The organism is Paenibacillus sp. GCM10023252 (assembly GCF_042653305.1).
GTDB lineage: Bacteria > Bacillota > Bacilli > Paenibacillales > Paenibacillaceae > Pristimantibacillus.
The window spans coordinates 357879-379930 of the sequence record NZ_JBHSHW010000003.1; the positions used below are offsets into that span (position 1 = coordinate 357879).

The 22052-nt window shown below is 47.6% G+C and carries 20 protein-coding genes and 2 pseudogenes; 16 read left to right on the forward strand and 6 right to left on the reverse strand.

Annotation, left to right across the window (positions count from 1 at the left end):
- Window positions 1-196: 196 nt before the first annotated feature.
- Window positions 197-1447 (forward strand): molybdopterin-dependent oxidoreductase, encoded by a 1251-nt coding sequence (locus tag ACFO9Q_RS04250; protein ID WP_379179031.1) that lies wholly within the window; start codon window positions 197-199, stop codon window positions 1445-1447.
- Between the two features lie 93 nt (window positions 1448-1540).
- Here ACFO9Q_RS04250 and ACFO9Q_RS04255 read toward each other — a convergent pair whose 3' ends face one another.
- Both ACFO9Q_RS04255 and ACFO9Q_RS04260 read right to left on the reverse strand, forming a co-directional pair.
- On the reverse strand, window positions 1541-2710 hold the full coding sequence (locus ACFO9Q_RS04255; RefSeq protein WP_379179034.1) for a hypothetical protein: 1170 nt from the start codon (window positions 2708-2710) through the stop codon (window positions 1541-1543).
- A 46-nt stretch (window positions 2711-2756) separates the two neighbouring features.
- On the reverse strand, window positions 2757-3080 hold the full coding sequence (locus tag ACFO9Q_RS04260; RefSeq protein WP_379179036.1) for a hypothetical protein: 324 nt from the start codon (window positions 3078-3080) through the stop codon (window positions 2757-2759).
- 149 nt (window positions 3081-3229) lie between these two features.
- On the opposite strand from ACFO9Q_RS04260, the pseudogene ACFO9Q_RS04265 reads away from it, so the two are divergent.
- The 12 genes and pseudogenes from ACFO9Q_RS04265 to ACFO9Q_RS04320 all read left to right on the forward strand — a co-directional run.
- Window positions 3230-3661 (forward strand): annotated as a pseudogene (locus ACFO9Q_RS04265) (molybdopterin-dependent oxidoreductase); the annotation flags it as partial.
- A gap of 342 nt (window positions 3662-4003) precedes the next feature.
- Window positions 4004-4498 (forward strand): hypothetical protein, encoded by a 495-nt coding sequence (locus ACFO9Q_RS04270; RefSeq protein WP_379179038.1) that lies wholly within the window; start codon window positions 4004-4006, stop codon window positions 4496-4498.
- Window positions 4499-4723: 225 nt separating this feature from the next.
- The gene (locus tag ACFO9Q_RS04275; protein WP_379179040.1) at window positions 4724-5680 is read left to right on the forward strand and encodes a copper amine oxidase N-terminal domain-containing protein; all 957 of its coding nucleotides are present in this window, start codon (window positions 4724-4726) and stop codon (window positions 5678-5680) included.
- A gap of 153 nt (window positions 5681-5833) precedes the next feature.
- Entirely contained in the window at window positions 5834-6709 is an 876-nt protein-coding gene (locus ACFO9Q_RS04280) for a sulfurtransferase (protein WP_379179043.1), read from the forward strand.
- Between the two features lie 696 nt (window positions 6710-7405).
- On the forward strand, window positions 7406-7564 hold the full coding sequence (locus ACFO9Q_RS04285) for a hypothetical protein (RefSeq protein ID WP_379179045.1): 159 nt from the start codon (window positions 7406-7408) through the stop codon (window positions 7562-7564).
- A gap of 6 nt (window positions 7565-7570) precedes the next feature.
- Entirely contained in the window at window positions 7571-9961 is a 2391-nt protein-coding gene (locus tag ACFO9Q_RS04290) for an AAA family ATPase (RefSeq protein WP_379179047.1), read from the forward strand.
- A 139-nt stretch (window positions 9962-10100) separates the two neighbouring features.
- Complete coding sequence (locus ACFO9Q_RS04295) at window positions 10101-10421, forward strand: GIY-YIG nuclease family protein (protein ID WP_379179170.1); 321 nt, start codon at window positions 10101-10103, stop codon at window positions 10419-10421.
- A gap of 168 nt (window positions 10422-10589) precedes the next feature.
- Window positions 10590-10697: a putative holin-like toxin gene (locus ACFO9Q_RS04300; RefSeq protein ID WP_379179049.1), complete on the forward strand. Its 108-nt coding sequence runs from the start codon at window positions 10590-10592 to the stop codon at window positions 10695-10697.
- Between the two features lie 308 nt (window positions 10698-11005).
- A complete protein-coding gene (locus tag ACFO9Q_RS04305) occupies window positions 11006-11965 on the forward strand; it encodes a hypothetical protein (protein ID WP_379179051.1) in 960 nt (319 codons plus the stop codon).
- Window positions 11966-12226: 261 nt separating this feature from the next.
- Window positions 12227-12421: a hypothetical protein gene (locus tag ACFO9Q_RS04310; RefSeq protein ID WP_379179053.1), complete on the forward strand. Its 195-nt coding sequence runs from the start codon at window positions 12227-12229 to the stop codon at window positions 12419-12421.
- A gap of 15 nt (window positions 12422-12436) precedes the next feature.
- A pseudogene (locus ACFO9Q_RS04315) lies at window positions 12437-12700 on the forward strand (GyrI-like domain-containing protein); the annotation flags it as partial.
- A gap of 134 nt (window positions 12701-12834) precedes the next feature.
- Complete coding sequence (locus ACFO9Q_RS04320; protein WP_379179055.1) at window positions 12835-15024, forward strand: methyl-accepting chemotaxis protein; 2190 nt, start codon at window positions 12835-12837, stop codon at window positions 15022-15024.
- A 58-nt stretch (window positions 15025-15082) separates the two neighbouring features.
- On the opposite strand, the gene ACFO9Q_RS04325 is transcribed toward ACFO9Q_RS04320, so the two are convergent.
- The gene (locus ACFO9Q_RS04325; protein WP_379179172.1) at window positions 15083-15775 is read right to left on the reverse strand and encodes a MerR family transcriptional regulator; all 693 of its coding nucleotides are present in this window, start codon (window positions 15773-15775) and stop codon (window positions 15083-15085) included.
- Window positions 15776-15948: 173 nt separating this feature from the next.
- On the opposite strand from ACFO9Q_RS04325, the gene ACFO9Q_RS04330 reads away from it, so the two are divergent.
- From ACFO9Q_RS04330 to ACFO9Q_RS04340, 3 genes are all read left to right on the forward strand, one after another.
- A complete protein-coding gene (locus ACFO9Q_RS04330) occupies window positions 15949-16443 on the forward strand; it encodes a DUF6022 family protein (RefSeq protein ID WP_379179057.1) in 495 nt (164 codons plus the stop codon).
- 258 nt (window positions 16444-16701) lie between these two features.
- Window positions 16702-17532 (forward strand): neutral zinc metallopeptidase, encoded by an 831-nt coding sequence (locus ACFO9Q_RS04335; protein ID WP_379179059.1) that lies wholly within the window; start codon window positions 16702-16704, stop codon window positions 17530-17532.
- A gap of 284 nt (window positions 17533-17816) precedes the next feature.
- A complete protein-coding gene (locus ACFO9Q_RS04340; RefSeq protein WP_379179061.1) occupies window positions 17817-20126 on the forward strand; it encodes a hypothetical protein in 2310 nt (769 codons plus the stop codon).
- An 80-nt stretch (window positions 20127-20206) separates the two neighbouring features.
- Here the strand turns inward: ACFO9Q_RS04340 and ACFO9Q_RS04345 are convergent, their stop codons facing one another.
- From ACFO9Q_RS04345 to ACFO9Q_RS04355, 3 genes are all read right to left on the reverse strand, one after another.
- Window positions 20207-20647: a hypothetical protein gene (locus ACFO9Q_RS04345; protein WP_379179063.1), complete on the reverse strand. Its 441-nt coding sequence runs from the start codon at window positions 20645-20647 to the stop codon at window positions 20207-20209.
- On the reverse strand, window positions 20647-20853 hold the full coding sequence (locus ACFO9Q_RS04350; protein WP_379179065.1) for a helix-turn-helix transcriptional regulator: 207 nt from the start codon (window positions 20851-20853) through the stop codon (window positions 20647-20649). Before ACFO9Q_RS04350 ends, ACFO9Q_RS04345 begins: the two co-directional genes overlap by 1 nt.
- Window positions 20854-21069: 216 nt before the next feature.
- Window positions 21070-22041 (reverse strand): tail fiber protein, encoded by a 972-nt coding sequence (locus ACFO9Q_RS04355; RefSeq protein ID WP_379179067.1) that lies wholly within the window; start codon window positions 22039-22041, stop codon window positions 21070-21072.
- Window positions 22042-22052: the final 11 nt, after the last annotated feature.

Consider the following 22052-nt stretch of genomic DNA (forward strand, 5'->3'; position numbering starts at 1 on the left):
ACATGCCTAAGCTCTATAAACCTGTCATTGTGTGCTTTCGGAGGACAGATTGTCAAGGGTTTTGGATTTTTCGCTTTTTCGATTTTTGCAAGGGAAGAGATTATAATGAGTATAGAACAGTGATCCGAATGGACGGATTGGGCGTACGAGAGGATATATAGGCTATTCATATAGGAGCGATGAGGAGGGGACAGTCGTGGGTGAGATGCTGAATCGCATGCGCAGAGGGTTCGGGAAGAAGCTGGCTCTGCTGCATACATGGAACGGGTGGATTGTGGTCATCCTGACGCTGACAGGGCTCATGCTGCTGGGCGGCTATTGGCGGGGTGTGCTTGGTGAAGGCAGAGTGTGGCTGAAGTGGGCACATATCGTAGTGGGGATTGCCTCTATTATGCCAGTTGTATTCTACTTGGTGCTGGCGGCGAAGCACTGGAAGCAGCTGAAGGAGAAGCCTTGGCAGAAGTTCAATGTGCTCGTCGTGCTGGGGCTGCTGCTTGGCTGGTTCCTATCCGGCATCTTGCTCTGGCAGTTCAAGGCGGTTGGCCCGCAGACGGCGAATGCAGCGCTGCTCGTTCATGACTTGCTCACGTGGATTGGTCTCCCGTATATTATCTACCACTCCATCACGAGGCTGAAGTGGCTGAAGGAGCCGGGCAGGCGCACGGTGAAGACCGGACGCGAAGGTGAAGGGGTGCCGATTCAGCCAGCTTCGCCTCAGGCGGTATACACGAGGCGCGCGTTCGTGAAGTGGACGATCGGGGCGGGGCTGGCGGTTGCCGTGGGTCCGTCGTTCCTGAAGTGGCTGGGGAGCTCGCTCGGCGGAGTTGGCGGGATAGGCGGAGGACAGACGCTGGATGAGATGATTGCCAGCGACGGCAATCGTCTGCTGCCTGCGCCTCAGCCGCTCCCAGACTCTGTGACGCCGCTTGGTGGCGGGGCTGAGGGGCAGTTCCGAGTGTACACGGTGACGCCGATACCGAAGTTTGACAACAGCAACTGGTCCTTCAAGGTCGACGGACTGGTGGATAACAAGATGGAGTGGGACTGGGAGAAGTTCGTCGCGCTGAAGCGGACGGTTCAGGTGAGTGATTTTCACTGTGTGACGGGCTGGTCGGTGTACAAGAATACATGGGAGGGCATTCCGCTGAAGGAGTTGCTGAAGCAGGCGGGCGTGCAGCCGAAGGCGCAGACGGTGAAGTTCTACTCTGGTGATGGGGTGTATACCGATACGCTCACGCTGGAGCAGGCGGACATGGATGACGTGATGATAGCGGTCATGCATGACGGCAAGCCGATCCCGAATGATCTCGGCGGCCCCGTGCGGCTGGTCGTTCCGAAGATGTATGCGTACAAGTCGGTGAAGTGGCTCAGCCGAATTGAACTGATAGAGGGCACGCATGTCGGCTACTGGGAGCAGCGCGGGTACTCGAATGATGCTTGGGTGTAATAGCTTAAGGACGGACTTGAGGCCGGCAACTTACCTGGGAGGGTAGTTGCCGGCCTTCCTTTGATTACGGATTTGTATATCGCTTAATTATTTTTAGTTCTGCTTATAAGAGACAAACATAAAACCATCATCATTATCTACCCAGGAATAGTAGGTTGTTGAAGTGTTTTCAGGTCCATTATCCGGGTTCTTAACACCAAACTGAAAAACGCCTCCTGAAGTTCTATAAGCATTTCCAGTCTGCCAATGCCAATCCACATCGGCATCAACCCAAGGAAACCACCATAGTGTATCCCACATGACCAATGGCGGTCTTGAGCTTATAACACGATCTTTAAACTTATCAATTGCACCAGAAGAGTCTGCGTTAACTGAAGTTGCAGTCCAACCGCTCATGTACATGTTTAGAAGTTGTGGAACCAGGTAGGACATATTTCCAGAACTTGTTCCAAAGATGTTAGATCCCAGAAAGTTATAATATCCATTAATCATTTCACTCATTGAATAATTAAAATGAGAAACGTCATGTACATTGTATCCTAGACTTGAGAGATATTGAACAGCCATTGCTAATGAAGTGGGGCCACAAGCACTTTTTGGATTTTCAACTCCGGGTTGTCGTTGGAATATTCTAGGAACATCTAACCAACCTGTTGAAGGATATGAGGCAAGGCCGACAATATTGTTACTTTCTAGATACTGGTTCCATAGCAATGGGGCGTCTGCATTACGATTGAAGGTTAATTGATCTATCATGTCTTGCTCATTTATAGTTGATTGATTACTTCTGGATGTCAAAAGTTTCTCATTTAGTTGATTGATGATTGTATCAGTATCATTGGCAAAAGTATAATTCTTACCGCTGAAATAATAAATCTTTGAAAGCTTATCTCTATTCTCAAATGCTTCGTGTGGAGATGCGCTATATTCAAGGATAGGAGTTATATTAGTTTTAGCTCCAGTTAAGTAATAGCCCACATTGATTCCTTTTGAATTGATTAACTTAAAATAGTATCCAACTACTGCATCGGTGATGTCGTATAATTCGGCAGAGAAAACTACATCAACTTGATTCCATAAACCATAAAATTCATGCTCAGGTGTTAGGGATGCTATGTCATTTATAACGACATTCTTTGCTTCATCAATAGAAATATCTTTTTCATTATTGGTTATATGCAGTTCATTTTCTGCAAATACGGTTAATGAAGGTGTCATTAACAAAAGCAAAAATAGAATTAATGTAATAGACTTTTTTAGCATGTCTATGAAACAGCTCCTTATTATAGTTTTTATTAGTTAATAACCATCATTTTCCTCTATTAATTTCATAGCGTTTGTTTTTCACATATTCGTAAGCTTCATCAATTTCTCTCGTAATATTGTTTTGTCCTATATAAAACTTTAGTTTTGGCTCATTCTTGGGGGTTGCGTAGGAATGATAGGTTCTATGCATGATATCAAAGCTAATCCTACCAACAACAAATTCTTGTTTATGCTTTTCTTCCAAGAATTTCTTGAATTCTCCCTTCAGTGTATAATATTTTATAGGGTTCCCGAAAAAAATAAAAATAATAAAGCAAAAAAATAAAATAAGAGATAAGAACCAAATAATTTTTTTGGATTTATTCATTATTTTTATCCCTCTCTATTTTTATGAATGGAAGTGATTATTCTCATTTTTCCTTAATGTTATAAAATTACCAAATTAACTTTTTCCAGTTTACTACAAACTTAGAGATTAATATATGGGTTGAAAGTCCTGTCATTATTATGAAATTTGGCTTAGTAGACAAGGAGATGGATTGGGACTGGGAGAAGTTCGTCGCGCTGAAGCGGACGGTTCAGGTGAGTGATTTTCACTGTGTGACGGGCTGGTCGGTGTACAAGAATACGTGGGAGGGCATCCCGCTGAAGGAGATGCTGAAGCAGGCGGGCGTGCAGCCGAAGGCGCAGACGGTGAAGTTCTATTCCGGCGATGGGGTGTACACGGATACGCTCACGCTGGAGCAGGCCGATATGGATGATGTGATGATAGCGGTCATGCATGACGGCAAGCCGATCCCGAATGATCTCGGCGGCCCGGTGAGGCTGGTCGTTCCGAAAATGTACGCGTACAAGTCGGTGAAGTGGCTCAGCCGCATCGAGCTGATCGAGGGCACGCATGTTGGGTACTGGGAGCAGCGCGGGTACTCGAATGATGCTTGGGTGTAATCGCTTAGGGACGGACAAAAGGCCGGCAATCTACCAGGGAGGGTGGTTGCCGGCTCTTTGTTTTTGTCTAAGATACCTTGATACGATAGGTAACTCTGTGTTCTCCTTTTGTACACAATCCCCTTCGCTCAGATAATGATTGCTTGGGTACAGTACAGTTCGATTCGATAGTTGTCTTTTTTACGTAAGTAATATATCTAGCTTGTAGAGAGTTCCTGATTGAGGGGGATAGTGAGGCAAGGGATTGAGAAAGGGCACCGCTCCTGGGCTATCAGTCTATTGCTAGTAACAAATATAGAATGTCTGAATATTCTATTAGTAGTAGAAGGAGGTGTGCGAGCATTGGCTATTCAGTTCATAGATATGAGACTCTCGCTTCAGAACAATGAGGGTGATCTGACATTTGTTGGTATCGCGCCTACGCCAACCCCATTGATGATAGGTGACATAGGCTTACAGACGGTATCTGTCGTAGGTACAGCTAACCAATCTAATGTAAGAGTGTGGTTGTCGGGGACCGTTGGTTTACGCTTCGCAACAACATCAGGAGAACCGCCGCCGAGCAGTGTTGTTACATTCATCGTATCTCGTAATAGCGATGGCGGAGATCCCGCATCCGGAACGATTATTCTTACAGAAGTCATCAATACAACAACCTATCCATTCAATGTTCCCGTCTCTATCACGTCAAGCGACTTCCCTCCAAGCAACGAAGTGGAGGCCGGAGAGATACGTTACTCGTTGTATGTACAGATTGATGCTGTCGTCGAGGGTACAACTGCCTTATTAACAGGCCCGACAGCCTTCAACGGGATGGCGGCAGCTGGAACGACCTAATTACACTTGCAAGGCCAAGGACATATTGTGTGTTAGAAAAAACAGAGCATGCGCGATGGCGACGTACAGCTCTGTTTTTTTGCTGCACATGTTGGAGGAGCATGGGGTACAGGTAAAGATTGAATTCAGCAATCTACTTAAGTTTCTAAAATTACCATTGGTTACTATTACAATTATCTGCGACAATCGAGGTATTAATCACAACACGAAGGAAGTTGATTCGGAATGAAGAAGCTTATCGCTGCTTGCGTCGTCATTGGTATGATCTGTTGTAGTTCATCTGTTCTTGCGGCCGGAAGTATTCGTATTAAGGTCAATAACCAACAAGTGCAAACCGACAGTGCGCCTGTTATTGTTCAGGGCAGGGTGCTGGTCCCGCTTCGCTTGGTCTCAGAATCGCTCGGAGCTTCAGTGGAGTGGAATCAACAACAGAAAACCGCCATCGTCTCTAAGTGGTCAAAGAAGGCTTGGCTCACTGTTGAGAAAAAGACAGTACGGGTTGAGAATCTTGCAGCCGGAGAGACGGTTGACGTCCCATTGGATGTCTCAGTCAAAATGATTAATAGTCGTGTATACATACCTATGAGATTCATCTCAGAGCAGCTCGGTTATAAGGTGGATTACCGAAGCCATACGGTCTTCATTCAGTCCCCGTACGCAGGGAAGTACAACGAAAGCTACTTCGCTCAGATTCTCTCGGGTGACTTGTCGAGAAGCAGATCCATCCTCGTAGCCAATATGGGTGCATACGGTTTGCGCAATTATGAGCACCCTCCACTGAAAACGACTTATCCTGCCTACAGTGAGGCATTTCTTTTTCCTGAGGGAGAGGCACTGAGGTTCTTCTTAATCGAAAACAATGAAACCATTACACGATTTGAGTATAAGGATGATTTCTTTGTGGCTACTTGGCAGGCTCATGTCGATGATACAGAGGGCAATGCCATTGAACAATTGTTCTCGGATAAGCTCAAGAACCGCACAGGGTCGACACCACAAATGAATAAGTCCTTTCTATATTTCTACGTTCAACCTTACGGGAGCACTGTCCTTCGATGCGGCCTAATTAATGTCGATGGAGGATATACACAAACGGGGTATAAGGATGCATCGCATTCATCGGGCAACCTATCACTCGTGCTTCCCAATGAGGTTCGTAAGGAAACCATAATAGTGGATTGAACAGTATTAGGCAGGAACCAGGACTGTTCCGGAGAGCGTATGAACATGCTACACTGAGAGGACATCTCGGACTAGCAGTGCCGGTTAACCGATATACCGCCGGCAAGCTTGTTGATCAGCATTACTCTATTCATCTATGGAGAGGATTGATTCATGATGTCGAAGTTAGCAATTATCGCAAGTATGCTGCATGAACGACTACAGGCGAAGGAAGACCAACTCGTAATCGTCGATTGCCGGTTCCAGCTAGGGCAGCCGTCATCAGGCCGAAGTGCGTATGAGGCTTCGCATATCCCTGGCGCGATGTATCTGGATCTAGAGCAGGACTTATCTGGTCCAAAATCGCCGGACGGCCGCGGCGGCCGCCATCCGCTGCCGGATGCGGAAGAGCTGGCGCGGAAGCTTAGCGCAGTTGGCATCGGGCAGACGACAAGTGTCGTCGCCTATGATGATCAAGGCGGCGCGATGGCTTCGCGCCTCCTCTGGCTGCTGCAGTGGGCGGGGCATCAGGGCGAAGCCGCGCTGCTGGCTGGCGGCTTCGCAGGTTGGCAAGCAGCAGGCTGCGAAGTGACGAGCGAAGTGCCGGCTGCCCGGCCAGCCTCGTTCAAGGCAGACGTGCGGTCCGGGTTAGTGGTGGACGCTGCTTACGTTCGGGAGCAGGCAGGCCAGGCTGGCGTGACGCTGGTCGACTCCCGCGAAGCCCCGCGCTACCGCGGCGAGCAGGAGCCGATCGACCCCGTCGCCGGCCATATTCCAGGCGCGGTCAACCGCTTCTGGAAGGACAGCTTCGCGGAGAACGGCACCTTCAAGGACGCGGCCTCCCAGGAAGCTCGCTTCCCAGGCGTCGGCAAGGACGACGAAGTCATCGTCTACTGCGGCTCCGGCGTCACGGCCACGCCGAACGTGCTGGCCCTTCAATCCGCAGGCTACCGCAACGTGAAGCTGTATGCGGGGAGCTGGAGTGATTGGGTTTCTTATAGCTTGAATCCGGTTGCGGTGGGGGACGAAGAAGCGCCAAGCGGCGAATAACAGTATCTGAACGACCAATACACCCCATGTAGCTCAAGAGCCGTGGTGGCTTGTTTTGTGTACCCGAAGTCAACACGGAGTCAACAAGCGGTTCTTGTAAATATTCGCAACAGTGGTAAGACCAAAAGTACGCTCGCATGCCTCGCAATACGCTGTACCGAGAGACAAGGGCCGGGATGCCCCCACCACTGCGGTGTAATGCGTCCCGGTCCGTTATACGAGTCAACAATTTAAAGGAATGAGTAAGTTATTCAACGCAAAGTCAACGAATATCTTTTTCCCCTCGGCCATTCCCCCAAACAATTCGGGCATTGAAACTTTATCACGTGGTCATTCCCAATAATTCCAATGCAGTAACTATAACGATATGGAGGAGCGCGGTGTTGCCGGTCTTCCTCGGGTATCTCCTCACCATCTAAATCTGCACCGTACAGTGAACAAATGTACACTACCAAAGCATCTTCCTCCTACTCTATTGTCCAACAGAATTTCTCTTAGCTAATCCAAAAGCGCCTCGTAGGAACCCATCATAATTAAGAGTACGTCTTAAGTTCCTATTTTCATTCCGAAATATGCAATGTAACTTCCTGCCATTAGAATAGGTATTCTGTCGAGAAACACTCTTCAAATTATTGGTAACCAGCTTGATCTATTATATAATGCTATTAATAAAATATAGAAAAGGGGATGTGCCCGTTGTCTGAACTAATCGAAGATTTTTTTAAGCAAAATAAACACATTGAAAACAAAGAGATAAATGATTTACTGAAGAATTTCCTAACAGGTCAAATTAACGATGAAGAATTTAAGTCAAGCTTCTTGTCCATTTGTGAAACAGAAGTAAGTGAGGAGTAACTAGATATGAAAATTGAGTCTATTTCGATTGAGGGCTTTAGAGGATTACTTGATAGCCATACATATCAATTGGATGGAAAGTCCTTATTAGTTTTTGCCCAAAATGGCTGGGGTAAATCTAGTTTTGTCGATGCAATTGATTACTTTAGAAGTAAATCTCCTAATGGTCAACTTGGGCATCTGAACGCCAGAGAGTATGGTGGCATCAAAAGTTTTAAACATCTAAATAAAGTCGGCGATGGACAAGTCTCTATTACTTTTACCAATAAAAAGAGCGACACAAGAAAAGTTACAGACAAAGGCGGAGCTGCGCCAGCCCTAGCTACCTTTATTAACACCCTTACGGAATATGATTGGATTTTCAGATTATCTGACATTATGAAGATTCTAGACGCTGCCCCAGGTGAAAGGTACGAGAAGATAGCGAACGCGGTTGGTATACTGCCATTAATGGAAATGTCCCGTAAAATGGATTCCTTAAAAAGGTGGGGTCAAAACAACCAATATAATCAAAACCTTCAAACCATATGTCAAGAACTCGCAAAGATTCTACAATCACCAGTCCAGAAAATAAACGAACAACATTTTGTTACTTGTCTTTGCGGTAAATATCATATTGAGTATGACGCAAAGACAATACATAACTTAGCTTCGTTAAAACTTAAAATCAAAGAACAGAAAAACAAATTAAAAGATCAAACAGGTATGAAAAATGCAGAATTAGCGCTATTTCAACTGGAAGAGATACTAAAGAAAGCGTCATCCTTAGAAAAACTTAAGGATGAACTAAAGCATGCGGAACTTGATTTAAAGAGCCATCAGTTTTACTCATGGGTTGTTTCAATATTTAAAGTTCTTGAAGCTGCTTCGCAATATTTACATGAACATCATCCCGACAACTGTCCTGTTTGCGAGTCAGATCAGTTCAACTGGCAGACGCAGAAAGATAGGATCGACTCCGAGTTAAACAAAAATAAAGTTTTTACAGCACTCACAAAAAGAATCGAGGAACTAACCACCAAAATAGCATCTTCGGAAACTTCCTTAAATGATTCTTTAGAAGAAGCGGAAACAACAATAGCTACGATTATGAAATATCTAACTGAAGATAAACCAGCTGCAGCTACACTTGAGTTAAAACCAATGTCCATGGTTGAGTTAGTTTCTGCGGTGGAAGAACTCAAATCACAACTATCTGCCTTTGTACTCAATGCAGAAAAAACTTCAAACCTTGAGAACCTGATTAATATTGAAAGAGATATCGAAGACATAGAGAGATATATTACGCTGTACCAAACAACTGTCCAAAAACAAGAACTATTCTCCACCTATGTATCGCAGATAGTACTAACCGCTGATTCTTTCTCCAATTTTTGCAAAAGTGAAATGGAGACACGTTTTGAAGAAGTTATTGAGAGAGCGCAAGAGATATTTTCAGAACTTGTTGATAATCCTTTACTCGAATCAGGTCAACCAGCTGCACATTCATTCCGAGTTGTGCCAGCGAAGGCAAGGGAGTTAAATCTATTATTAGACTATCTAGGGAATAAAGACATAGCTCCAACTGGTTATCTAAACGAATCTTGGATGCGTGCTTATGGTTTAAGTTTGGTTTTTGCATTAATTGAAAAGGGGAATGAGACTTTTCCAGTGCTGGTTCTAGACGATATATTCTCTTCGTTTGACTTTCCCAATCAAAAGCGGATAGCAAACTTCCTAGCCAATAACTTTAAACACTTTCAACTTATTATTACCACTCATGATGCTCACTTTAATAAAAGTATGGTTGAAGCGATAAGAAGATCAAATAATAATGGATGGAAAACTATTGAAGCATATAATTACGATAGAGAGAATGGACATACATATTATAAAAACTCTCTAACAGAGGTTGAAAAAATTGATGGTTTATTTGACATGGCTACACATGCCACAGAAGTTTCAAATCCGATCAGAATCTTTTTTGAAAATTGGTGTCGCATTCATTGCGACTTATTATCTGTATCATTAGTATATAAAGGAGAAATTTTGAACGCGGGATACGATTTAGGAGAGTTATGGCCTCCTCTTAAAAAAGCAATAAAAATAATGTTCGCAGGACATCAGGAATCCATTTTACTTCTAGACAAAATTGAGCGAGATCGTTACTTACTTAGCTTCGGGAGCCATGGACAAAATAATTATAATGAACATAGTCCAGTATCTGATTATAAAGTTCTTTGGGATAACATAAAAAAGCTGGATAATATTTTGCGCTGTCCTGAATGCAATAAAAAGGGTAAGTTTGGCTACATGCGCAAAAATAAAAGTGGAACACTGATATGCCATGGTCCGATTGGCAGAAACCAAAGAGATTCTTGCGATGGGACAAGTTATAATTTCCTACCACAAAACTAAGGAGTGCGAAAATTGATATCAGCAGAGGAGTTGAACAGACTCTTTTAAAAAATCGAGTAACAGTTAAGTGAAAGCTAAAAGATACAAATATATGGATTTACTAGCTGCTCATCTAAACTACCAAAGCTACCCGGCATATATGCCGTGGACCCGGGACAATCAGATTGTCTATTTGGGGGAAACGTCCAATTTGCAAGAGCGAATGAATGACCTCAAAGACACACGTCACCTTACGCTACGCCGCTCTGTTGGACATTTGGAGTTTTCAAAAGAACCGGATTTCCATAGAGCAAGTTCAATAGTAAAGTTTTCGCCGCGCATTGAGGAAATGGTAACGGAATTTATCAAGACCAACCTGAGCCTTACATATTGTGCAACGAAGATCGGGAGGAAAGAATTCGAGGAATACTTAGCCCTAGACCGAGCGCTTGCTCGGCTGGAAAAGCTTTTGTTATTGTAGGGGTTCTTCCTACCGAATTAACAAAAAGAAGCCTCTCAAGAATTTATCAACATCGATTCAACTAGAATTTCACTGCTCTGTTTCTTACAAATTATGCTATAATTAGACAAGCACATAGAACGGCTTGCAAGGGTGGTCGGCTACCTCTCTTCGAAGGGAGGGATGCCCATGGAGGTTAAAGATGCTTTGACGTTGATGATTGGTTTTGGTGCGTTTATTATTACGCTGCTGACGCTGGTCGTTGCCATCATTGCAGTTTTTATCCAAAAGAAATAGACCGCCCCTCTGCTAGGATCACGGTCTATTTCTGATCTAATTCCCGAAGCCGACCGCCTTTGAAGCGGTCTATTGTGCCAAGGAGTCGTGTTCACGCACGGCTCCTTCTTTAGTTTTATTATAACTTCGCAGTTTTATACATGCAATATGGTGTCACAAATCATTGATTGGCTTGTATATAGAAAAGATTGTAGGAGAGGAGGACAGTCATTAAAGCTAGAATTGACACAGGAGTGCAGTTTCCTGGAGAATGAAGAATTAAAGAATAATAACTAATTGGGGTGAGGACAATCAGCACGACATTCGAAGTGTATCCTACAACAATAGAAGTACCAACTTTAGTTGATTTGCTGAAGCTTGCAAATGAGAAGCTAATTCGCTTTCTACAACCATTTGAATTACGAGACACGCCGTTAATCTATGTAAGGCTTGGGGAAACAATAATTTCGCCAAATGATGCGAATACTGAAACTATGAATTGGGATGTAGAGTATGCATGGTTTTATGTAGAGCCGAGTGATGGTGGCGGATCTGATGCTTATTTTCAAAAAGTGAATGAAGATACTATAGATATTTGGGACGATTACGCTGAATATGGAGATATATACATCGAGGTGAAAAAATCTTTATCAGTTGGTCATTACTGGGTATTTCGAAGATCAACAGGGCAACCGGCAATTATTAATTTAGTTTATGGTATTATCGCCTCAGCATTAGCAGAATTAACAAAGGGGTATATCTTCTCTGATGACGGTGCTTGGCATGGTGGACCAATTCGCCCTACTGTTTTTGATTCACAATACTTCGTTCCAAGTAAAGCAAGATCCTTTGATGATGCTTCATGGTATGAGAGTTGCTTAGAAGATATTGTTTCAGGTTATAATGGCAAGCCGATTGAACTCCACTATCATCTTTTTGAGTGGCATGAATTATCATTTGAGCAGCGTTTAGTTTATTATCCTTCAGGCAGATTATTTAGAGAAGGTCCAGCAAAAGAGGATCGATTATTCATCATGTTAAGTTGCTATGATAAACTGCCTTATTTGTTCATTAATCATATGATGATTTCTGCGACGGAGGAGTTTCTAACTAGACAAATGAGTCTGATAGATATTAAATATGGATTCAGACTACTCAACAACCCGATTGTGAAAGTCTTAGAAGAATATGAAAAATTGAAGATAGCTCTTGATCATCACGATACAATCTTCTGGACCAACCCGTTATGTATTAAGGATGGAGAAGAAATAAGGAGACAGATTACATAAACAATGAATTTTAATTGTAAGCGATTGGGTTAGTCCCGTGGCGGCCGGGGAAGAAGATGAACCGAGCAGAGCATAACCGTATACAGATTGAGAATACATCGTCGTGCGGCCCAAGGGTCCCGACGATGTATTTTTTTGAAGACGAGTGGACTATCTCATGGAACACTATAATCGAATACAAAATGCGATTCTATTTATAGAAGAACAGCTCCAGGAACAGCTTGTATATCATATGGAGCGAATATACGAGGGGGTTTGAACATGTATAAACCTGAATTTATAGAATTGACCTCCATCAAAATTATTGGCTATGATTATCAAACGAATTTGAATAAAGAGGCGTATTTCAATGAGATTCCAGGCTTTTACTATCATTTTGGCAGTAATGAGTATTACATAAAAATTTCGAATAGAGCTCGGCCGGCTTTTGCATACGGCATTGCTCATGAGTATTAAGATAACGGGGGATTTTCTTTCCTTATAGAAGAGGAAGTGACTTCTATCGAGGGAATGGAACCGAACTTTGTATGTATCGAGATACCTGCTGGTAGATACGCAATTGTTAAGGTGAACAGCGAACATGAGCTCGGACAGAACACTTGGAAATACATCTATGGAACTTGGTTACCTAACAGCAATTACGAAAGAAGAGAGGGGTATGATTTCGAGGTCACAGATGTAATGAAGTCATCGCCGGACAAAATGAATATGTCAATATATATTCCGATTCGATAGCCTACTAGAACTCGCGGCAGTCATGCAATTTTTTTGAAATTATTTCTATTATTTATCGACCAATTTCGGCAAATTGTGCTAAAATTATGACATCTAGAGAGAAGAAATATGACATAGATGGGGTGGGGTACTTGTTGGATTGGTTAGGGTGGCGTGAGGGCTTGCCGCTATGGTGGTCCTATCGATTGAATGCCTCGAGTAAGGCGGACGTGGAATCGATCTTCGAAGGGATCGCCGAGACGCGGGTACAGCTGCTCATGGACTGGACGCACGACTGTTGGCGCACGCTCGATGGCTTGGCGGACGGGCTGCAGGCGGCGGCAGGCGAAGACAGCCGCGAGCGGCTGTTCACCGATTGCTATTCGCGCTTGAATGATGCGACCGAGCTGTTCCAGGTCGACCGTGACGGGAGAGTGGTGTATTCCACCTATCCGGATCATATCGGAACCGTGCATGAAGCTTCATCTGTTCTCTCCCCCGGCATGACGTATGCAAGGGGCGGCGGAGCGTCCGTCCGTTCCTGCCTGTTCGGGCCGTATGCGGATCCGCTGACGGTGGAGATCGGGCCTCGCACGTCGACTTTTCACGATAAGATGACCATTCTCTATATTCGTCCGTTGGAACGGAGCGGGCACTGGGAAGGCGCGCTGTGTACGCGAGTTCCGAACGATGTGATCGGCGATCTGATCCAGCGTGAATCCGGACATGTGTACCCCGACTCGGGGGACAATTATCTGTTCATGGCGGGGCCGGTGCTGCAGCAGCACATTACGCCGGGTACGGCGCTGTCCCGCAGCCGCTTCGAGGATCGGACGTTCACACACGGAGACAATCTGAAGGATGGCGTGCGCACCAAGTGGGGAACAGTGTCGGTGAACGAACATACGGAGCTGGAGCTGGTATTTACAGACCCGGCTACCGGGCAGCTGCATCCGGGCGTCGCGAACACGATACAGAACGGGAGCAACCTGTTCGTCCAGTTCCCTGGCTATTCCGATTATCGTCACATTCCCGTCATCGGCAAGGGTGTCACGTTCAAGCTCCCTCACTGCCCGGACACGTGGGGCATGATGTGCGAAGGCGATCTGGAGGAAGTGTACCGGATACGCGGGGTCGCGCAGCGCGAACTCCGTCCGCAGGCGGTGTGGACGGCGATCGGCGCGCTGCTGTCGGGCGTGCTCGTCTATGCGGCTGCTGCCGTGGGCTCTCCGCTTGCAGTCGCACTCTGCGCAACTGCAGTCGCGCTTGTAACAGGGGGGGCGACGATCGCAGCGAACCATGCCCGCAGCCGGCGCAAGATCGTCCATCCGCTCACCGTCATCAACCGGTTCATCCGGATCAATGCGGAGGGCAAGGGCGACTTGACGAAGCGGCTCGATATGAAGCAGTTCGACAACGACGAGATGCGCGAGCTGGCCAAGTGGATCAACAATATGATCGATTCGCTCGAAGGCATCATGATGAAGGTGAAGCAGGCCGCAGCCGATGTGACGTCCAGCCAGAAGGTGCTCGGAGACTCGACCGTGACGACCGCACAATCGACCGAACGGGTCAGTACTCGCATCCATGAGATGGTGACAAGCTTCCGGCGACAGCTCAGAGATATTGACGAAGCGAAGAGGGTGGCCGACGAGGCGAGGCAGACACTGTTCATGCTCGAGCAGCGAGCGTCGGAGCAGATCGAGGTGGCACAGAACGAGGTAGGGCGAATCGGCGATACGATGACGAACATCTCACTCAGAGTGACCGATACGAACGAGACGATTCGAGTCTTCACGGAAACAGCTCATGAGATCCGGGGCGTGCTCCAGGCGATTGAAGAGATATCTGCCCAGACGAACTTGCTGGCACTGAACGCATCGATCGAGGCGGCTCGTGTCGGTGAACATGGCCGGGGCTTCGCTGTCGTCGCTGCAGAGATCCGCAAGCTGGCCGAACGGACGCGTCAGTCGACGCAAGAAGTGCACGATATCGTGGGGAAAATCGCGGTACACGCGGAAGAAGCGCATGTCTCCATGACCCAAGGCACCCAGGCCGTGCAAGAAGGGGCGGACCTCGTGGCCGTCGCGATGGAGACGCTCGGAAGCGCCAAGGATGACGCACTCAAGACGAAGATCATCGACGAAGTCGTCGCGCTGATGGAGAAGGTAGCCTCTGTCAGCCTCGAGAATCGCTCGATCTCATCGGAAGTTGAATCCAAGGTACAAGAGCTGCAGACGGACATCATGGACGTCAGCTACACGACGCGCAACGTGGAGGCGATCACGGCCTTCCTCCAGCAGCTGGTCGGCCAGTTCCAGCTGACGGAGACGCGCAAGCGGTAGGCGGACGCATCTCCTAAGCGCTTCCCCTCTCCTAATGTTGGATTCCGATAGGGCGCATTTATCGTTTCTTTTTTGTAAGCTGAATTAATTGGTACAGATGGGATATCCCGCATAGCTGGAATTCAAGCATCTTATCGAGATAAGCTCTACTATTCTCAGCGACGTTCAAGAGCTCCTGTAGATTCAAGTGGGAGTGCTCGGTCTCGGCGATGGATTGCTTCAGCTTGACGGTATCTTCTGAATACACGAAGTTTTGCAGAACTTGAATTAACCTTATTGTCAGCAGGTGATAAGCTCTGTATCGACGATAACGATTGCCGGGATCCCGTTCCGCCGTTATATATCCTGCTTGCTCCCAATAGCGTATCGCCGACCTAGGAGCCTGCGTCAGTCTGGAAACTTCGTTAATAGTGAGGGGCTCCTCGGCATTCGAAGTTATATAATCTTGCGTATATGACTGAATATCCTGGATCAGTCTCTCTAGCTTCTGTTTCCCTTCGTACAGAGAGACTTCTCTTTCTCTTATGATCCACATTGCAGCTTGCTGTTGGTCCTGCTGGATACAACGAAGCACCTCAGCCGTTACTTCCATTCCGAATGCTGGGGCCATCGCTTGAATGCACGACAGATAGGCGGCATGTTGGTCCGTATAACGGCGATAGCCATTCGGTGAACGTTCAGCTGGCGGTATCAGTCCGTTAGCTTCGTAGTTTCGTATCGTACTTGTACTAATCATGAATCTTTCCGCCATTTTTTTAGGGCTCGTCAACTGAGCATCGCCCTCCTTACTGCCAGAGTTTAAGATTAAATCTGTGTATAAGGTTTTCTATGCAAATAGTTGATCTTCCTTCTCTCCTTCCGCCTAACCTTTCAATTGGCTTACAAGTTGTACAATGGAATGGAAGTATAGAGGAGGCGTTGCATGTGGAGAGAGGAATACCGATGTTCAGTCAGAATATGGTGATCGAACAACTGAGTGAGGCGGCCAACCGTTATATCGCGTCCGAGTGGAGAACATTGTTCGAATCCATGTACGATCAATTGGCGGCTGCTTTTGCTGAGATTGAGGATGCTGCCTATGGTCTTTATTTGGATCAGCTTATGCCTTACCTATTCGAACAACTGGAAGATGCCGGGTTCAGCGCGACAGAGAAGCTCGAAGAGAACGATTTTGTGATCGGCAAGCGTTTGGTTTTCCGAAACTCTCTTGAGAGATGGGGGGCGGAAGACCATAGGTCGAGAGTTTTCTGGAACGTCATCCATGACAAGCAAGGCAATCCAATCGGCACTCTGCTCACAGAGATTCCTCACTCGCATCTGAGGTTCGACATCCCTTCGGCACCGGTGGTATATGCCCTGCGAGAGGTACTGAAGGAGCAGATTGTACAAGGTATCAGGAAGATCAAGGAACAAGGATGAACGATTACCGCATAATGATAGGTAATTGATTAATACATCGCCATGTGGCCCAAGTGCCGAGGCGATGTATTTTTCTATGCCCGGTTAACCAACAAGGATTCAACTAACGGCTCTAGAGCTGATATCTCATTAACCTTGGCAGTTATGCGAGCCCAGTTGCGGGGTAAGAACTACTGAGTAAATGCGCTGGCAACTCGCCAACCGGACAACACACGAAGCGAAGAGCGCTTGGCGGCATAATGACAGGGGGAAAACGAGATGCAATGGCAGGGAAGAAGAGGCAGTGCGAACGTAGAGGACCGGCGCGGCATGAGCGGCGGTGGCAAGCTGGTCGGCGGCGGAATCGGCGGGATCATCGTCCTGGTGGTCGCGCTGCTGTTCGGCGGTGGCGACATTGGCAGCATTTTGACTGATATGACAGGCACGACGTCGAACTCCGTCAGCGATACGCCGTATCAGGGAAGTCAGGAGGAAGAGGAGCTGGCGCAGTTTGTATCGGTGGTGCTTGCAGACACGGAGGCTGTATGGACGCAGATCTTTGCAGAAAAGGGGTTAACCTACGACGAGCCGAAGCTCGTCCTATACAACGACAGCGTGCAGTCCGCATGCGGCACCGCGGGGGAGTCCGTTGGCCCCTTCTATTGTCCGGGCGACTACAAGCTGTATATTGACCTCAGCTTCTATGACGAGCTGAAGACGAAGTTCCAGGCCCCGGGCGACTTCGCCATGGCGTACGTCATTGCTCACGAGGTCGGGCATCACGTGCAGACGCTGCTCGCCACGACGAACATGGGTGCGAAGCAGTCGAATGACCAGTCCGTACGCACCGAGCTGCAGGCGGACTACTTCGCAGGTGTCTGGGCTCATCACGCGAAGGACATGAATGTGTTGGAGCAGGGCGATCTGGAAGAGGCTATCACGGCAGCCAGCGCGGTCGGCGACGATGCGCTTCAGAAGAAGGGACAAGGCTACGTCGTGCCTGAAAGCTTCACCCACGGTACGTCCGAACAACGGATGCGCTGGTTCAATGCGGGGTTCGACAACGGCACGATCGAAGGCGGAGATACGTTCAGCGCCAAAAATCTGTAGCCGCATCGAGAGTCAGTCGAATTGTGAGTAATCCCTGCCGTGTTAAAAGTAAGAGCGTTGGTATAGTAAACAACGTACAAGCCGCCATGCAGCCCGAGGGTCATGGCGGCTTGTTGTGTATGTCCGGAGTCTACCTTAACTCACTTGCAAGAATTCGAACGCAGTACTCAGGTATACCTGTGACTCACAGGAACAATATACCAAGGGACGCAATTGAGAGATTATGATACAGTAGCTATGTTTTGGTAATAGAAAAATCAAACATAGAAGCGGAGACTGGCAACATGAAGAGAACATCAAGAATAGTCGGAATGGTCTTACTGTCCATGATTGTGTGGGCAATCTCGCTTGCCGCGATTGGCTCGGAGGAGTCGCGTGCGTCGAGCTTGCCAGAGCGGGTCTACTATGCGGGAATATGGGGGCCGAAGAATAGTGTAGCCACCCTCGCCGCTAACGTTCGCATCAAGTCGGGAGATGTGAAGCTGCGCAACGTTGTTGTACAAGGCAATCTCATTATTGACAAGCGGGTCGGCGAAGGCGACGTTGTACTTAGCGGAGTAACTGTAAAAGGCAAAACGATCGTCGAGGGCGGCGGCATGTATGGTGTATACATAAGCAACAGCAAGCTAGGCGAGATGGTTGTACAGAAGCAATCGGGGAAGGTCAGAATCGTTGCCTCGGGCTCGACTATCATTGCAAGCACTCAAGTTACGACGAGCGCAATTCTTGAGGAGCGTGATCTGACCAGCAGCGGATATGAGAACATGCGAGTGAATTCCAGCCATACAAGCGGGACTTGGACGACGACGCTTCGCGGGAAGATGAAGTCTCTATTAATAGAGACTCCAGTCACCTTCGTTGCCGAGAAAAACAGTATCGTCGACGTCGCTTCCATCACATCAAAAGACGTTACCATCCAAGGGAAGATAACCACACTGAATATTGCCCAGGGCCTGACAGCGATGGTGAATGGCAAGCCGGTCTCTGGCGCACCGCTCAACAATGTGAAAGGTACGGTGACTCGAGGCGGCGTCCCATACGGTAATGGCGTTCTAGAGATCACTAAAAAAGATGACATGAATTTTCTGTCTAACGCAACGGTAGATGCTGGGGGACAATTTGAACTGGCCTTGGACAACGGGGAGTATCTCATCTATGGATTCCACCCGAACGATGGTGGAGAAATGATTGAACTACGTCAAGCGGTTACGGTGAATAACGGTACGGCTGCTTGGTCCATTCACATTCCCGCGGGGTCAATTCAAGGAACAGTCTATGGATTGGATGGAAACCTTCTAACTGGCCAGCATGTCCTGGAGTTGCAATATCTTGGACCGGACGGAGTTATTGATCGTTATGCACGTGTAGACAACGGACACTTCTCCCTACTAGCGCATGAAGGAGAGTATGTAATAGAAAGCGTCCGCAGCTTCTCCGTAGAATCGGACATGTGGTTCATTAAAAAGAAGGTCACAGTGAATGGCGACATGCAGATGGAAGTGAGAGTCCCTAACTTGCTTGGGTACCTTATATTTGAAAATAAATCAATGGAACAAGAAGGGGAAGTATGGTTAGAGTGGGAGGGCGGTCAAGCTCTTGTCCCAACCAACCGAGGTTATGTTCAAGCTGCTCTTCCTACTGGCGTCCAGATTACGGCTACTCGATTCTATGGAAACAATGGAGATGTAGCGGTAATTGGGCAGGAATTCGTGATAGGTGATGGCCAGCAAGGAGAGAGATTCATCGTGAGACCATACAATAGCTTGACTGGTAAGCTGCTGAAGGCGGACGGCTCGGCCTATCCGAACGTGGGGGTTGAGATTGAGAGTTCGTCGACTGGCAAGCGATCTTTCATTCAAGCTAACGGCCAAGGTCTATTCTCGCAAATGCTGGAGGACGGCAAGTATAAGGTTATTTCGATAAGAGACAGCGAGGAATATGCCGAGAATCTACTCGATATTCCTTTTGAGATAGCAGATAACAAGCTTGTAGGGATGGATCGGTTACAGATTACTGTACCTATGCCGAACGTACATCTATCTATATCTCGCCATGACGGGTCTATAGGAGACGGCATCCTTGCGTTAGAACATAAGAGTTCGGATGCGCTTGCTTCATATAGAATAGAAGCAGTAGAAGGCAAGGTGAACATGGCTCTGCCGGATGGTGCGTACAATCTCAAGCACTACACTTATGCAAACTACGACATGGAAGTTCTGAATCTACCTGTTGAAGTGAAGAACGGGGTTGCCACGACTGGAGGTAGTTCCTCAGAGCCTTATGTCATACAGTTGATGGGGGCTAACGTCTTCGGAATGCTGACGGATGAAGGTGGCGTGCCAATTAAGAATATTCGTATGGATATCATTCAGACGCATGACGAGGCGGGGAATAAGATCGAAGGAACCTACGTCAAAGAAAAGACGAACGACCTAGGAGAATTTGAAATGATCTTAAAACCGGGAACGTATCGATTAGTCTGGATATCGGGCGAGGGAATTGGGCATACGAGACTGAATCTGGACTTCCAAGTTAGGGATACCAAGTGGCATGCTAAGGAAATGAACATTACGCTTAGCACGATCCTTAGTTAGCAATAATTGAACAGGGATGGTTACGTAGTGGATTAATTCATGCAGAATGCGGGCCATAATGGCCCGCCAGCCCGCAAGTGTCATAGCTTACTGGCATAGTAGACCCACAGAGCATAGAACACAATCATTACAAACAGTAGGCTGCCCATTAAGGTAAAGAAGACAGTGGGGCTGAAGAAACCGGAGACGATGGCGGCAAAGGTAAATCCGATGAGGATAACGCTCATGCCAAGCATGCTTGCATTGCGGAGGATCAGCGCGGTACGCTCATCGTTTTCCGCAATATACATCTTCTTCATCGCCGTCTCGTTGTGTCTGACTCTCATATATTTGCCGAGATAAAAGGCTGCGAATAGCTCAAGGCCGATAAATGCTCCGATATGAAAGCCTTTAATAAAGCTTGGGAGCACGGGCAGATGTTCACGATACAGCGTCAGTACCAAGAAGATTATCGCAGCAGCTATAGCAGCAAGTGACACCAGGTTCGTACGAGTTCTAATCTTTTCTTTATACGTATCCATTACGATTCCTCCGCTTCACTGAAATCAAATACCTCTTCAATCGTCAGCCCGAAATACTTGGAAATCTTGTATGCGAGCACAAGGGAGGCTGTGTATTTTCCCACCTCAAGCGAAGTGATCGTCTGTCGAGTAACACCAACAGCCAGCCCCAATTCTTCCTGAGATAGCTTGTGCAGCTTTCGTAGTTCTTGAATCCGTGTTTTCAATTACCCACATCCTTGCCATATTTCTGTACACGTTTAGTATAGTTTGCTTTGCATAATATGTAAAGCTTACTTTGCAAGTTTCTACTTTCCCCTATATACTTTCTCAAAGTTATATGCCGGCCCAATACAATCAAATTCTAAAAGAATTACCTAGAATTTAATATCGCCAAAAGAAAAAGGAGCTTGCCCCGAGGGGACAAGCTCTTCCTGTTGTGGTTATGGACGCACCGGGAACACGCCTGTCATAGAGATGACGTAGCTGACCCCTGCAGGCGCGTAATCCTGCAGATCCGGCAAGGCGAAGTTGGATGTGCCGTTGCCGCCATAGGTTGTCCCGAGCAAGGAGAATAACGCGGAGTACTGGTTGATCGGAAGCAGGCTGCCGTCGCAGACATGGGTGCCGCTTGGCGCGAAGCTGCCGGCGAACAGCCAGACCTCGCCCATAATCTTCTCGACCCCGCTGCCGTTGCCGCCGCCTTGGCCGTTCGAAATATTGGAATTGCCGAACGTCAGACCCGGAATACCTGGAACGCCCTGCAGCCCCTGCGGTCCAGCAGGTCCCTGCAGTCCTGTTGCCCCTGTGAGGCCAGTATCACCCTTGGGACCCTGAGGGCCTGCTGCGCCAGCAGGGCCGATGTCTCCTTGCGGCCCCTGCGGTCCTAACGCCCCGGTCGCCCCGGTGTCGCCTTTGGGCCCTTGCGGTCCTGCTCCACCATCAGGGCCGATGTCGCCCTGTGGCCCCTGCAGACCTGCAGGCCCCTGCGGTCCTGTCACTCCGGCCGTGCCGGCATCGCCTCTGGGACCTTGTGGTCCTGCTGCGCCTGCTGGGCCTGCTGGGCCAATAGCGCCTTGTGGCCCAGTCGCGCCTGTGGCACCGACTGCGCCGGTATCGCCCTTAGTGCCCTTAGGGCCCTGCGCTCCTGTCTTGCCCGTGGCACCTGTCAGCCCTTGCGGTCCGGCAATACCCGGATCTCCCTTCGGACCAACAACGTTCCACGAGACACGCTTCTCACTCTTGTAGCATACCGTGGCAGACGAGACGAGACGCAGCGTGCCGTTGTCCTTAACGCAAGCCTGAATGGTGCTTGTTGGCTTGGACGACGACGTAGCCGCATACACTCCGATGCCGGAGAACAGCAATACGACTAGAGCGGTTAAGATTCCGATCGTTTTTTTACTAATGTACAACTTAAGTGCCT

Bases quoted from the DNA above. Each gene is read 5' to 3' on its own strand.
- ACFO9Q_RS04280 (WP_379179043.1), top strand. From the start codon at position 5,834: ATGATGTCGAAGTTAGCAATTATCGCAAGTATGCTGCATGAACGACTA.
- ACFO9Q_RS04290 (WP_379179047.1), top strand. From the start codon at position 7,571: ATGAAAATTGAGTCTATTTCGATTGAGGGCTTTAGAGGATTACTTGAT.
- ACFO9Q_RS04340 (WP_379179061.1), top strand. From the start codon at position 17,817: ATGAAGAGAACATCAAGAATAGTCGGAATGGTCTTACTGTCCATGATT.
- ACFO9Q_RS04260 (WP_379179036.1), bottom strand. From the start codon at position 3,080: ATGAATAAATCCAAAAAAATTATTTGGTTCTTATCTCTTATTTTATTT.
- ACFO9Q_RS04335 (WP_379179059.1), top strand. From the start codon at position 16,702: ATGCAATGGCAGGGAAGAAGAGGCAGTGCGAACGTAGAGGACCGGCGC.
- ACFO9Q_RS04255 (WP_379179034.1), bottom strand. From the start codon at position 2,710: ATGCTAAAAAAGTCTATTACATTAATTCTATTTTTGCTTTTGTTAATG.
- ACFO9Q_RS04345 (WP_379179063.1), bottom strand. From the start codon at position 20,647: ATGGATACGTATAAAGAAAAGATTAGAACTCGTACGAACCTGGTGTCA.
- ACFO9Q_RS04325 (WP_379179172.1), bottom strand. From the start codon at position 15,775: ATGGCGGAAAGATTCATGATTAGTACAAGTACGATACGAAACTACGAA.
- ACFO9Q_RS04300 (WP_379179049.1), top strand. From the start codon at position 10,590: ATGGAGGTTAAAGATGCTTTGACGTTGATGATTGGTTTTGGTGCGTTT.
- ACFO9Q_RS04295 (WP_379179170.1), top strand. From the start codon at position 10,101: ATGCCGTGGACCCGGGACAATCAGATTGTCTATTTGGGGGAAACGTCC.
- ACFO9Q_RS04275 (WP_379179040.1), top strand. From the start codon at position 4,724: ATGAAGAAGCTTATCGCTGCTTGCGTCGTCATTGGTATGATCTGTTGT.
- ACFO9Q_RS04310 (WP_379179053.1), top strand. From the start codon at position 12,227: ATGTATAAACCTGAATTTATAGAATTGACCTCCATCAAAATTATTGGC.